Origin of the sequence: Dyadobacter sp. CECT 9275 (genome assembly GCF_907164905.1) — a bacterium.
In the GTDB taxonomy this organism is placed as follows: domain Bacteria; phylum Bacteroidota; class Bacteroidia; order Cytophagales; family Spirosomataceae; genus Dyadobacter; species Dyadobacter helix.
Map to the genome: position 1 here is coordinate 216,510 of NZ_CAJRAF010000002.1, position 13,011 is coordinate 229,520.

The window sequence follows — 13,011 nt, forward strand, 5'->3', positions numbered from 1 at the left end:
ATATGACGCTACCATTTCTATACCTATGATACCCGCGATCAGGCAGAACCGATTCATCAGCAACATCAATCCGCAGACACTTTTATTCTTCTTTCATAACTTTTTCATCAATGCAGGAACCACCCTGGTTTATGTGTCGGCCAATGTACTGCTGCTCGAAAACCACCCGGAATCCTCCCTTCCCATCGCTTACATCGCAGCCGCGGCAGGCGTAATGGCGGCAGGTAAAATCTACGAATACTTCGAGCATCACCTGCTCCTTGAAAAACTTAGTCTGGGCACCATGGCCTCGGCACTGTTCCTGGTTCTGGTGGTGATGGGCCTGCTATGGATTGGGCATGGTACTGCCACCGCCATTGCCATTATGGTGGGGTACCGGATCGTTTACCTGCTCATCAACCTGGAATTCTGGGGTTTATCTGCACTTGTATTTAATGTAAGGCAAAGCAAAAGGCTCTTTAGTGTGATTGGATCGGGTGATATGCCTGCCAAATCTCTGGGTGCTGTTTTAGCCGTGGTTATTCATTCCCCGTCGGTACTCATGATACTGCTGGTAATATCACTCGTTTTTTTTGCCCTGGCATTTTATACGCAGACTCTGACCTTTAAGTATACCGAAATCCCTAATCCGCACCATGCCCGTGGGCGCAAGGAGCAAACGGGCACATCCAGGCTGATACAGAAGTATTTCAGCGGCAATAAGCTGCTCACCTCACTTTGCCTGGGTATGGCGGCCATCGCGGCCACGGCCACCTGGATTGAGTACCATTTTTTTGTCAATGTCAAATACAAATTTCACAACCAGCATGATGTGATCGTATTTGTGGGTTCATTGCTGACGGCCACCTATGTCATTTCAACATTTGTAAAAATGCTGCTATCAGGCAGGACGGTAGAGAAATTTGGCATCCGACTTACCCTCTATCTGTTACCGGTTGTTACACTACTTACCTCGGTGGGATTGCTTACTTCTTCCTATTTCAGAAAGGACGAGCCCTCACTGCTGGTGTATTACTGCCTTTCCTATCTCCTGTTTGAGATCGTGAGACGTACCATTTTTGACCCTGTTTTCCTGGTTCTTTTTCAACCCCTTTCAACTAAAAACCGGCTCAAAGGACATACCCTTGCCAAGGGCCTCTACGAACCATTCGGTATGCTCCTGGCAGGTGTTTTGCTTTATGTCATCTACACGATGAAATGGTCGGATATTAGCCTGACCCTCGATTTATCTCTCCTCTTTGCCCTGCTTGCACTTTTAATTTTCAGAAAAGCCTACCGGCATTATGGTGAGGAGCTCAGGAATGCAATCAGCAAACGTTTTATCCGTGGGGGGGAAATCGCTTCCCCTGTAGAAGCGCTTCCTATTATTGTTCAGAATCTGAAAAGCGATAAAAAGGAAGAAGTAATTAATGCGATCGACTGGCTTGCGAGGTATAAAATAAGCCCCTTCCTGAAAAATCTGGACTTTTTACTAACCAGTAAAGATGTTCAGGTGCGGTTTAAAACCCTGGATACTTTCGGGAAAACAAAACCTAAGGATATCTCCCAATCATTTTATCAGTACATTGAAAATGAACCTGATACTACTTGCCAAACCCTGGCCGTAAAAATTGCCTGTGCCTCAGGCACAGTGCCCGACGCCAAAGTGAAGCAGTATCTTGCCCATCCGGATTCAGATATTGTCAGAGGTGCGCTTCTAGGAGGATATGATTCAGGCTTTTCAAGATTGACGATCAGGGAAACGATCCAGCATTTGTTAAGCGGAAACGATTCCAGACGTTTGCTTGCGCTGGATTGCATTGAGGCATTGCACCTGGAGGGATATTCTTCAAAAATAACGGAATGCCTGGCAAGTCAGAACGAGGCTGTTCTGAAAAAGGCGATTGCCGTGGCCGGAAAAGTACCTGATCCCGCTCTTGTGGCCCATTTGGTACCTATGCTGGCAGGTAAATTTTCAAAGCAGGTACTGGGTGCTTTAACCGAAGCGGGCAACCTGGCGGTACCGCTCCTTGAAGAGTGGATGGCCACAAAAGCTACGGAAAAGGAGCTGATCCTTTTTGCGAAAATCAACGAGAAAAGTACACGGCATTTAACCAGTAGTATCCTTTTAAAGCATTTAAAAAGTATTTACAACCCAATAAGTATAGATAGCGCCTTAAGCCAGGTAAGTATCGCTGTCCGCAACGCTGTGTTAAAATCACTCGCGAACAGCCAAATAGTGCATCCTGATCGTGAATGGGTAATGGAGCTTGTAAACAAGGAACTGATACTAGCCAACCATATTCTCCACGGCATTACTTCCGAAGAGGCAGACCCATGGAACCGTGCCATGGCCTACGAACTGGAATCCGTCAGCCAGCGGCTGTTTTATCTTTTCTCTATTTTGTATGATAAGGAAGCCGTTCAGAACGCATGGAAGGGTATCAAACATGCTTCCCGGGAAAAGAGGGCCAATTCCCTGGAAATGATTGAAAGTCTTTTACCCAGAAACCTTTATCCATCCCTGCACGCACTGTTTGAGGATATCCCGATCCAAAGAAAACAGGAAGTACTCCGGCAGTACCTGGGTACCAGCTCAGAGGTAGTTCCTATTGTGACATATATTGTCAGTCAAAAGGATTATACTTTCAGTGCCTGGACCCTTGCGCTGGCGTTGCATAAGCTTCCGGAAACCGATTCCGGCCTGGTGCGGCAATTTACCTCCCACACCGTTACGCTGGTACGGGAAGCTGCACTGGATATTTTAGAAAAACATAACAAAGCAAATCCTGATAACAATCCCATGAAAACTGATCATACTGCCTCACAGATTTCTGAAATGGAACGGGTAATTGTACTGCAGAACACCCGGCTGTTTTCCGAAACACCTGAAAATGTACTGAGCTCCATTGCTCCGATTATGAAAGAAATTTCTTACTCGGAGGGTCAGGAAATATTTGCCAAAGGAGATCCCGGAGACAGTATGTATGTTATCTATGCAGGCGAGGTAGGAATTTATGACGGGAACAAACAGCTTGCCAGTTTTGAGAAGGGAGAAATTTTCGGCGAACTTGCCTTGCTGGATGCTGAGCCCAGATCCGCCACAACGGTAGCCGAAACGGACATTCATCTTTTCAGGATTGACCAGGACGATTTCTTTGAGCTCATGGAAGAAAGAGACGAGATACTACGGAACGTTCTCAGGATTTTGTGCCAGCGGATCAGGGTACAGAATGAAAAAATGAGGATACTTTCTTCCTCACAGGCCTGAAAAAGCCAAAATTCAATCTTTGAAAGACTCCGCGAGCCTGATGAGTTTCCGCAATTGGAATTGCTTGCCGCTGTCTCTCAGGTTATGTGCAGACTGGGTCCAGTAATGATGCTGGTTCAGAAAATTGATCTGGATCTGATTCCAATCCTTTTTATCGGTTACCATAGACCTGGCCGCCATTTCGGCATATAACGAAGAGGCGATCGGTTCAAAATCTGCACGTCCCAGGTAATCCAGATCAGCGTCGCATAATATTTTTTCCAACAGGGTCGTGGGACTTTGAGGTATCCGGGTGGCCATGATCATCCCGCAGATCACCTGTATATCTTCGGGGCTGTAATCAAAAAAAGGAAGCACGGTTTCTGCAATCACACACCCCTGTTCCTCGTGACCGCTGTAGGTATGTAAAAAACCCGTATCATGATAAAAGGCTGCCGTTTCCAATAACTCAAGAGCATGCCGGTCCGTCAGATTCTCCTCTTTTGCCAGGACCCGTGCAGCATTGGCAACATCCTTCACGTGATGAAAGCCGTGATAATAAAGATCATGCGGGAGCAGCGCCACCAGCTTATCTTCAATAAATTTGAGTGCTCCTGATTTATCCATTTTACTCAATTACCTCGTAAATATGCACTGGATTGGTTTTATTCTTGAGATTTACCTCTCCCACCGGATTGCATTTGAACGCTTCCCTGATACGCTCGTAGCCCGCTTCCGATATTACGATCTGGCCGGGCCGGGCAATTGCCTGCAAACGCTGAGCCAGGTTTACGGCATCGCCGATGACCGTATAATCCAGCCGTTTCAAAGTAGCGGAGCCTATGTTCCCAGATACCATTTCTCCGCAATTTATCCCGATCGAAACCTTGGGTGAATAATCCGACTGATCCAATACCTCTTCCTGAAGGCTGTTAATCTGGTTTCGAACCGCCAGAGAGCTTTCGACAGCTCTGTCCAGATGATATTCGCCCCGGAACACCGCCATCACGGCATCTCCCATAAATTTATCCACATGTCCTCCCTGGGCAATGATTTCCTTCACCATGATATCGAAATACTTATTGATGAGCCTCACAACCCTGTCGGCAGGTTCTTTTTCAGATATGGAAGTAAATCCGCATACATCCATAAAAACAACCGTGGCCTCTATGTTTTCACTGGCTGTTAGCGACGCCTCGAAAGCTTCCCTGTTCATGAACTGGAGAACCGACGAATCCACATACATCCGCAAAATATCGTTTTCACGCACGGCTTTCAGTGTTTCCTTCAACTGATCCACATAACGGAGGGTTTTTTCCATGGTTACCTCCAGGTCTCTGAAATCAATCGGCTTCATCAGGAAATCGAAAGCGCCATGGTTCATGGCTGTTCTGATATTGGCCATGTCCCCATACGCCGAAACAATAACAGACTTCAGTAACGGGCTCACCTCCCCCAGCCTCACCAGCAAGGTAAGTCCGTCCATTTCAGGCATATTGATATCACTCAGTACCATGTCGATATCCGGTTGCCGCTGGAGAAGATCAAGTGCCTTCTGCCCGTTTTCGGCAAAGACAAATTCATATTTTTGCTCACGGATCTGCCTCCTGAATTTTTGCTTTATGAGCAGTTCCAGGTCGGCTTCGTCGTCAACAACCAGTATCTTGGCTTTCATATAATCGCAATATTTTTAATTTCCGCGTAACAAGAGTGATCACAAAAATAAGGAAGTTCAGTGGAGGGATAAGAGTTTTTCCTTTAACTGATTAAAATCCACCGGCTTGGTGAGGAAATCGTCGGCACCCAGCTCAATGGCCAGCACCTTTGTTTCGGAATCACCATAGGCAGTGATCATCATCACCTGCGGCGGCGCAGAAGGATGTTCCGTTCGGATGGTTTTGAGTAGCTCTATCCCGCTCATACCAGGCATATTTATATCCGACAAGATCATCACAACTTCGGAAGAATGCGCAGCGAGGTAATCAAGTGCCTCTTCTCCCGAAAAACTAAATGAAAATTCAAACAGGCCACTCCGGATCTCACGCCTGAATTTTTGTTCAAACAAAGACTGCACGTCCGTTTCGTCGTCAACAACAAGTATTTTCATAATATGAGTTTGATACATTTTGAACTAATCACTTACATTACCCGGTATGCAGCCATGCTTCATCCTTAAATAATTTGGAATCAAACCATTACGGTTGACTCCTGCTATTGGCCTGCCTGAACAATCCAACAACATCAAATGGGAAGAGAGATCTTAAACACCGTTTTTTCTCCCTGGACCGTCTCTACATCCAGAGTTCCTCCATGAAGCTTGGTGATGATATCGTAACTCATGGAAAGGCCCAGCCCGGTTCCCTGGCCGGTTGGTTTGGTTGTAAAAAAAGGCTGAAAGATTTTGGCTTTCACATGTTCAGGCATTCCGGTACCATTATCTTCTACCCTGATATCCAACCTGTTGTCAAACTTTTTGGTACTTATTTTAACTTCGGGTTTGTAAATCATATCCGTTCCGCTTTGCTCAGCGAGATTTCGCTTTTTTTCCGCCACTGCGTAAAATGCATTGGTAAATAAATTGAGAAAAACCCGGCCCAGGTCCTGCGGCATTACTCCAACCTTCCCAATGGCCGGATCAAAATCAGATATCAATGCTGCGTTGAATTCCTTGTTTTTAGCACGTAAACCATGGTAGGCAAGGCGCATGTATTCATCGGCCAGTGCATTAATATCCGTCAGTTCTTTCTCGCCAGACGAGGTCCTTGAATGCTGCAGCATTCCCTTTACAATGGAGTCGGCCCGCTTTCCATGGTGCATGATTTTTTGCTGATTCTGGCTCAGGTCTCCGATAATTCCCCTGATGTAATCCTTCTCCTCCGCTGCCAGTTCAATCCTCTCCAGTTCTTCTTCCAGTTCCTGGCATAACTCTACGGAGAGTTCCGAAAAATTATTCACAAAGTTCAGAGGGTTTTGGATTTCATGGGCAATTCCGGCGGTAAGTTCCCCCAGAGAGGCCATCTTTTCGCTCTGTACCAGCTGATCCTGAGTTGCTTTAAGCTCCTCAATTGTTTTTTGCAGTTCTTCTTTCTGAATGGTAAGTTCCTGCGTCCTTTCAGTAACCAGATATTCGAGTGATAATTTCTGAGCCCTGCTTTCTTCTTCTTCTCTGGCCCGCTCCTGGCGTTCTTTGATGAGCGCGCTGCGCTGCTTTTGTGTGTAAAACCAAATCACAAAACACAAGATCAGGGCAAATGCCACAGCTGTTGAAAAGTAACTGGCGTAGTTATTGTGAAATTTTGGAAAAAAGGTCAGCACAAATACATTGATAAAACCCACTGCTGCAAAAAGAACAATCGTTTGTGCCAGCCCCCTGATCTCCGTGAACTCATCTCTTTTGTATATGGTCCATAGCATTGCTACCATAAACACCTGCCACAGCCACCGGGCAACTTCCTCACTGGCCGTATAGTAAGCTCCGGCAAGTGCTATTGAAACATAACTCGCCATCACCAGCCTTTTATCCCAAACAGGGAGCTTTTCCTTGGTATCGAGTGCAACACGAATGTGCCTGATCAGAAAAAAAATGACGAGAAAATATTCCATGAAAGTAGCTCTGGCTGAATATTAGTATGAAAACCGGTGTATTCAATTGGATCACCAAAATAAGCAATTTCAGCATTAAATTTCATTCGTATACTCTTACGGTCTCCCTGGCGGTCCAACGGTGCCTCTTGCCTTCTGAGAGAGCCTCTAATTTTTTTCTAACCATTTTTTAACCACATTATAAAAGCGTTTTAACCCCGTTTTAAGCCCGGCAAATGAATATTTGCGCACATTAAAGGTCTAAACTACTCGAAGACAATGTCATTTAAAGAAATCATAGCCGGGACTTTCATTACGGCCCTGGCGCTTGGCAGACCGGTAACGGCGCAAACCACCTACACGCTCCAGCAGGCGCTGCAGATGGCCAAAACCAATAACCCGGTTCTAAAAAACGAACAGTTTAACAGTACCATCGTTCAGTCCGATATCATCACAGCGGGCCTCAGGCCCAATCCTGTAATCAACAACCAGTCGCTTCAGCTGGTGCAACCCGGCAAGTTTCCGGAAAATTCCTCCTGGTACAGCGGCTACAACCGGCAGATATGGTGGCAGGTTACCAAGCCCTTTCAGCTCCCGGTACAGCGTCAGAACAAGATCAATTTTGCAGAGCAAAACCTGAAGCTGACACAAAAGCAGTATGCCGAAACGGAACGCAACTTATACCAGGCCGTTGCTCAGAAATGGCTGGATGTATGGGCGGCCGGCAAACAGCTGGATATCCTGTCAAATGCCAAGAATAACATTGATTCTCTGGCTACCATTAACAGACTCCGGCTGAAGAATCAGGTGATCACGACAACTGATCTGGCGCGTACCGAATTACTTGCAAACCAGTATAAAATCCAGCAGAAGTCAGCTCAGCAGGTGTACTACAATGAACTGCAAAACCTCAAATTTCTCTTGGGTACCAAAGATTCCATCCGGGTGGATACTGCTGATCATTTCCTGTTTACCTTTCCGCCCCAGCTTACCGATATCATAACGGAAGCCACAGCCAACAGGAGTGATATCCAGGCCATACGGACCAATCTGGATGTGGCGGATGCGAACATCAAACTGCAAAAATCCAGCGCATTGCCTACCCCTGAACTTGGGCTGATTTACAATCCGCAGAACAAGGCGCATTACCTTGGATTTTACGGAACTCTTGAAATTCCCATTTTTTCAAAGAATCAGGGAGAGATCAGAAAATCGCAGGTGATACGCCAGCAGGCCGAACAACAGCTGCTCACTACCGAAGCTAAAATCCAGACCGAAATACAAACCGCATACCTGGCCTATCAGACTCAAAAGCATAATTTGCAGAATTTCAGTCAGTTACTCACACAATCTCAAGCAATACTTAGCAGTGTTAAATATTCTTACCTGCGTGGAGGTACCACTATTATTGATTTTCTGGAAGCACAACGCAGCTGGCTCGACACTCAGCAGCAGTATTATGACGTGTTACAGCAATATCGCCAAAGTTATATTGACCTACTTTATGCGTCCGGCCTAATCAATCAAATCGCTCAGTAAAAATGAAAAAATTAATCATATACAGCTGGCTGCTGACATCGTTTCTGGCAGCATGTACCAAGAAAGAAACCAGCCAGGCACCACCCGACAATACCACACCGGAAGTATCAGAGAACGGTCTTAAAATTATTTTTCCGATGAAACAATCAGCTGATTTTTTTGAAACCGAAAGAATCAAAAGTTCAGCACTGATTGCCGATATTACCGCTCCGGCCAAGGTATCCGCCACGGTGGTGAAGTCCAACGAAGGTGCCTCCGGCAATATCGTACTGTTTGATAACCCCGACCTCTCCGGTAATTACACGCAGCTGTTACAACATCTGACCATGATCAATCAGATACAGAATATCAACATCCGCCAGCGGAAAACGGAACTTGCCCGAATTCAGGACCTGCAGGAACACGGGGCGGCCACGGGGAAAGATTTACTTGAATCGCAGACGGCACTCTCTATGGAAGAAACCAATCTGATAAATGAACGGTCCGCCATCATTGAACACGAAACCAAGCTGAAAGCAGGTGGTTTTGAACCGTCAGTATTGCGCCGGGCGGCGGCCGGGACCGCTTATATCATTTGTGATATACCCGAGAGCGAGATCAGCAAAGTGAAGGAAGGCAGCAAATGTACATTGCAGTTTACGGCATTTCCTGGCCGGGATTTTAACGGTAAAATCGACGACGTTGCGGATATGGTCGATCAGACCACAAGGATGATCAAACTCCGTGTGACGATCAACAATGCCAACGGTGAACTGAAGGCAGGGATGTTCGGAACGGTAGCTTTTGGCATAAGCGAAGGAAAAAATACGAGCGTAGACAAAGACGCGCTTATTACGATCCAGGGCAAAAATTACGTGTTTATCAAATCCGGAAATACAGGTTTTGAAAGGAAGGAAGTAAACGTGGGAGATCAGATCGGCGAACGTATCATTGTCTATAGCGGCCTGAAAGACGGAGATCGCGTGGTGATTAAAGGGGCCATGCAACTCAAAGGACTTTCATTCGGGTACTGAGGCAAGTTATCCGCTGCGCTCGCCCACTTAAATTCACTGTAAACGTCACCAATATGCTCCAGGCACAAATATTCATCGGCACCGACCAATGGAAGGGCGACCAGCCCCTATACGAATACATTCTGAAGTTTCTGGTCAAACAGAAAGTACAGGGTGCAACGGTTCTGCGCGCCTTATCAGGCTTTGACGGTAAACATCTGAACCGCCCCAATGATCTCTTCAGCTTCGATGAAACCCCAATGGTTATCACATTTATAGACGAAGAAGATAAAGTAAAATCTGCCCTGACACAACTCCGGCACGAGGTCAAAAGCGGATTCATAATTACCAACCATGTAGACAAGTGGAATTGAAATGATCAAGAACCTGCTTTTTTTTAGCCTGCGCAACCGATGGATCGTCATTGCCATCAGCGTAGTTCTCATGGGCGTTGGGTACTGGTGTTTTACCCAGCTCAAGATTGAGGCATATCCCGACATAGCGGATACCAATGTAATTGTAGTGGCACAGTATCCAGGCCGGGCAGCCGAGGAAGTGGAGCAACAGGTAACTGTCCCTATTGAAAGGGCTCTCCAGAACACCCCGAATGTTTTGGACAGGAGAAGCCGGACGATTTTCGGGCTGGCCGTGGTGCAGCTTACTTTTAAAGACGGCACAGACGATTATTTTGCCCGCCAACAGGTTACCGAACGGCTGGCATCGGCAGAACTGCCAGACGGTGTTGCACCCGAACTGGCTCCCCTGTCTACCGCTGTGGGTGAAATATTGCGTTACGTCGTGGAAGCACCGTCAACCTACAGCCCCACCCAGCTGCGTGATTTACAGGATTGGGTGATCAAGCCTGCACTGCTGCAGGTACCCGGCATTGCCGATGTTACCACCTTTGGTGGTCCGCTGAAGCAGTTCCATATCCTTACCTCTCCCGAAAAACTGGTCAAATACGGCTTGTCTCTCCAGAATGTGATGGACGCGATCAACGTTAATAATCAGAATACAGGCGGCAATGTGATTTCAAGAGGTGGCCAGGGCTTTGCAATCCGGGGTTTGGGGGCCATCAAAAATGAACAGGATATTCAGAATATCGTACTCAAATCCGAAAACGGTGTTCCCGTTTTTGTAAGGGATGTTGCCACGGTAGAAATTACACCGCCGCCGCCAAGTGGCGTAATGGGCTACACCATCAACAAGGAAAAGGTGGATGTGAGCAGCGGCGTAGAAGGAATCATTCTGCTCCGTCGTTATGAAAACCCAAGCGAGGTATTAAAAGCACTGAAAGAAAAAATGGCCGACCTGCAGGCCAGCGAGTTACCCGACGGGGTTCAGTTGCGCCCGCTGTACGACAGAAGTTTTCTGATAGATCATTCACTTGAAACCGTTGCGCACACGCTCTTCGAAGGTATTTCAATTGTTATTATCCTATTGATTTTCTTCCTGGGAAGTATCCGCAGCGCACTCGTGGTGGCCTTAACAATACCCTTTTCCTTGCTGTTTGCCTTTATCCTGATGCGCCTGACGGGCATCCCGGCAAACCTGCTTTCCCTTGGAGCCATAGATTTCGGGATCATTGTTGATGGCGCCTGTGTGATGGCAGAGCACCTCATACGCAAATACCGTACGGCTTCTCCCGAAGAAAAACAACAGGGTATCGTCAAGATCACCTTACTTTCTGCACAGGAGGTTGGGCGTGAAATCTTCTTTTCCGTAACCATCATTATCCTGGCTTACATGCCCATACTGCTGATGACCCGTGTGGAGGGAAAACTATTTTCTCCCATGGCCTTAACATTGGCTTTTGCGGTGATCGGTTCCATGCTGGCTGCCCTTACGTTTATTCCGGTACTGATTTCATTTGCCTACAAAAAAGCGTTGTCTGATCCGGATAAACCGATGAAGGAGCATCGCAATTTTGCACTTGATTTCATGACAAGAGGATATATCAAAACGCTGCTCATCTTCTTAAAAAACTATAAGGCTACGGTACTCGCCGGCTTTGCCATGGTAACCGTTCTCATACTGTTCGGGCTAAAACTCGGTACCGAATTTTTGCCTACGCTTGACGAAGGATCCATCTTTCTGAGAGGTAATTTTCCGTCAGGTATCACCATACAGGAGAACGCCAGTTACGCACCCAAAATCAGGAAAATCATTTCCAAATATCCTCAGATATCTTTCGTGATCACACAGACCGGCCGCAACGATGATGGCACGGATCCTTTTCCCGCCAACAGAAATGAAATACTGGTGGGGTTGAAGGATTACGATCTCTGGAGCAAAACCATTACCAAAAAGGAACTTGTTCAAAAAATCAAAAATGATCTTCAGGCACAGTTACCGGCCGTTTCATTCTCATCCGGACAACCCATTATTGACCAGGTAATGGAAATCGTAACCGGAAGTGCGGCTGATCTTGCGGTATCTATCGTTGGGGACGACCTGCACCTGATGAGGCAAAAGGCCGAAGCAATTGCAAAAATTGTAAAGGCAACTCCCGGAGCCGATAATGTGAACATAGAGCAGGAAGGTCCCCAGGAACAGCTTGCGATCAACATAAACCGGGAAGCCGCAGCGCGTTTTGGCATTAATGTAGCGGATATCCAGAACATGATCGAAGCGGCTATTGGCGGCAAAACCATATCAACGCTCTACGACGGTACCAAACGTTATGATATTGTCATCAGGTTTCTGCCCAGTTACCGCAATTCAATCGACGCCATCAAAAATGTACAGGTACCTTCCCTCTCTGGAGCGCTGATACCCATGAGTCAGTTAGCTGATATTCACTTCATTGAAGGACAGACAAACATTTACAGATATGGCAGCAAACGGATGGTAACGGTGCGTACCAACATCCGTGGCCGCGATCAGGGCGGATTTGTCTCCGAATTACAGAAAAAACTGAACGCCCAGGTGCATGTCCCAAAAGGGTATAATATCATTTACGGCGGACAATACGAAAACCTGGAACGTGCGGGAAAACAACTTGCTTTTACCATACCGCTGACCATCGTGATGGTATTCCTGTTCCTTTTCATGCTGTTTAAAAATCTGCCGGACACGCTCATTACGATGAGTTGTATTCTGTTCGCATTGGGCGGAGGGATAGCAGCCCTGTTATTACGAGGCTATTATTTTAACGTTTCAGCCGGCGTAGGCTTTGTGAGTATATTCGGGATATCCGTTATGGCAGGTGTCTTACTTGTTTCCGCACTCAACAGGACCGGATCAGACGGGGCAGATAATCTCAGAGAGAACATCCTGGAAGCTTCCGGAGAACAGCTCAGAGCGCTTCTTTCTATTCTGATTGTTGCCATTATTGGCCTCGTTCCTGCTGCAATATCAAGTGGTATCGGCTCTGATGTACAACGTCCTCTCGCGACGGTCATCATTGGCGGGCTCACCAGCACGCTGCTTTTTGCGCCCGTTTTGCTCCCTCCGCTCTACTTTTGGGCGAAAAGAAACCGGAAAAAGGTCACAACCGGTGAGAGACTTTCGAGCTCCTGACGGCCGGTCTAGACTTTCCAAGTCTTCGAGACTTGGAAAGTCTAGACCGGACCATTTAGAAAGCTTCTACAATGATCAAGCCGTTAAATAAGAGTAACTTCCAAGGGCCGGAATTTTGTTTTAAATTGAGAGAGACTTCCCAAGTCA

9 protein-coding genes are annotated in these 13,011 nt (G+C 46.8%); 5 read left to right on the plus strand and 4 right to left on the minus strand.

Annotated features, from left to right (window positions below; genetic code table 11):
• Positions 1–25 precede the first annotated feature (25 nt).
• Positions 26–3,250: a cyclic nucleotide-binding domain-containing protein gene (locus KOE27_RS09040; protein ID WP_215238567.1), complete on the plus strand. Its 3,225-nt coding sequence runs from the start codon at positions 26–28 to the stop codon at positions 3,248–3,250.
• 12 nt (positions 3,251–3,262) lie between these two features.
• Here KOE27_RS09040 and KOE27_RS09045 read toward each other — a convergent pair whose 3' ends face one another.
• The 4 genes from KOE27_RS09045 to KOE27_RS09060 all read right to left on the minus strand — a co-directional run bounded on the left by KOE27_RS09045 (position 3,263) and on the right by KOE27_RS09060 (position 6,832).
• Entirely contained in the window at positions 3,263–3,856 is a 594-nt protein-coding gene (locus tag KOE27_RS09045; protein ID WP_215238568.1) for an HD domain-containing protein, read from the minus strand.
• 1 nt (position 3,857) lies between these two features.
• Positions 3,858–4,904 carry an adenylate/guanylate cyclase domain-containing protein gene (locus KOE27_RS09050; protein ID WP_215238569.1) on the minus strand — a complete coding sequence of 349 codons (1,047 nt, stop codon included), beginning with the start codon at positions 4,902–4,904 and terminating at the stop codon, positions 3,858–3,860.
• 57 nt (positions 4,905–4,961) lie between these two features.
• Positions 4,962–5,336: a response regulator gene (locus tag KOE27_RS09055; RefSeq protein ID WP_215238570.1), complete on the minus strand. Its 375-nt coding sequence runs from the start codon at positions 5,334–5,336 to the stop codon at positions 4,962–4,964.
• A 134-nt stretch (positions 5,337–5,470) separates the two neighbouring features.
• Positions 5,471–6,832, minus strand: a complete 1,362-nt coding sequence (locus KOE27_RS09060) for a sensor histidine kinase (RefSeq protein WP_215238571.1) — start codon at positions 6,830–6,832, stop codon at positions 5,471–5,473.
• Positions 6,833–7,090: 258 nt separating this feature from the next.
• On the opposite strand from KOE27_RS09060, the gene KOE27_RS09065 reads away from it, so the two are divergent.
• From KOE27_RS09065 to KOE27_RS09080, 4 genes are read left to right on the plus strand one after another with little or no spacing between them, the layout of a single operon-like run.
• Positions 7,091–8,350 (plus strand): TolC family protein, encoded by a 1,260-nt coding sequence (locus tag KOE27_RS09065; protein WP_215238572.1) that lies wholly within the window; start codon positions 7,091–7,093, stop codon positions 8,348–8,350.
• A gap of 2 nt (positions 8,351–8,352) precedes the next feature.
• Positions 8,353–9,363 carry an efflux RND transporter periplasmic adaptor subunit gene (locus KOE27_RS09070; RefSeq protein WP_215238573.1) on the plus strand — a complete coding sequence of 337 codons (1,011 nt, stop codon included), beginning with the start codon at positions 8,353–8,355 and terminating at the stop codon, positions 9,361–9,363.
• Positions 9,364–9,416: 53 nt separating this feature from the next.
• Positions 9,417–9,716 (plus strand): DUF190 domain-containing protein, encoded by a 300-nt coding sequence (locus KOE27_RS09075; protein WP_215238574.1) that lies wholly within the window; start codon positions 9,417–9,419, stop codon positions 9,714–9,716.
• A 1-nt stretch (position 9,717) separates the two neighbouring features.
• A complete protein-coding gene (locus KOE27_RS09080) occupies positions 9,718–12,864 on the plus strand; it encodes an efflux RND transporter permease subunit (RefSeq protein WP_215238575.1) in 3,147 nt (1,048 codons plus the stop codon).
• The last annotated feature ends 147 nt before the right edge of the window (positions 12,865–13,011 follow it).

Excerpts from the sequence above, each read along its gene's own strand:
- KOE27_RS09080 (WP_215238575.1), top strand. The coding sequence starts at position 9,718 with ATGATCAAGAACCTGCTTTTTTTTAGCCTGCGCAACCGATGGATCGTC.
- KOE27_RS09045 (WP_215238568.1), bottom strand. The coding sequence starts at position 3,856 with ATGGATAAATCAGGAGCACTCAAATTTATTGAAGATAAGCTGGTGGCG.
- KOE27_RS09040 (WP_215238567.1), top strand. The coding sequence starts at position 26 with ATGATACCCGCGATCAGGCAGAACCGATTCATCAGCAACATCAATCCG.
- KOE27_RS09075 (WP_215238574.1), top strand. The coding sequence starts at position 9,417 with ATGCTCCAGGCACAAATATTCATCGGCACCGACCAATGGAAGGGCGAC.
- KOE27_RS09070 (WP_215238573.1), top strand. The coding sequence starts at position 8,353 with ATGAAAAAATTAATCATATACAGCTGGCTGCTGACATCGTTTCTGGCA.
- KOE27_RS09060 (WP_215238571.1), bottom strand. The coding sequence starts at position 6,832 with ATGGAATATTTTCTCGTCATTTTTTTTCTGATCAGGCACATTCGTGTT.
- KOE27_RS09055 (WP_215238570.1), bottom strand. The coding sequence starts at position 5,336 with ATGAAAATACTTGTTGTTGACGACGAAACGGACGTGCAGTCTTTGTTT.
- KOE27_RS09065 (WP_215238572.1), top strand. The coding sequence starts at position 7,091 with ATGTCATTTAAAGAAATCATAGCCGGGACTTTCATTACGGCCCTGGCG.
- KOE27_RS09050 (WP_215238569.1), bottom strand. The coding sequence starts at position 4,904 with ATGAAAGCCAAGATACTGGTTGTTGACGACGAAGCCGACCTGGAACTG.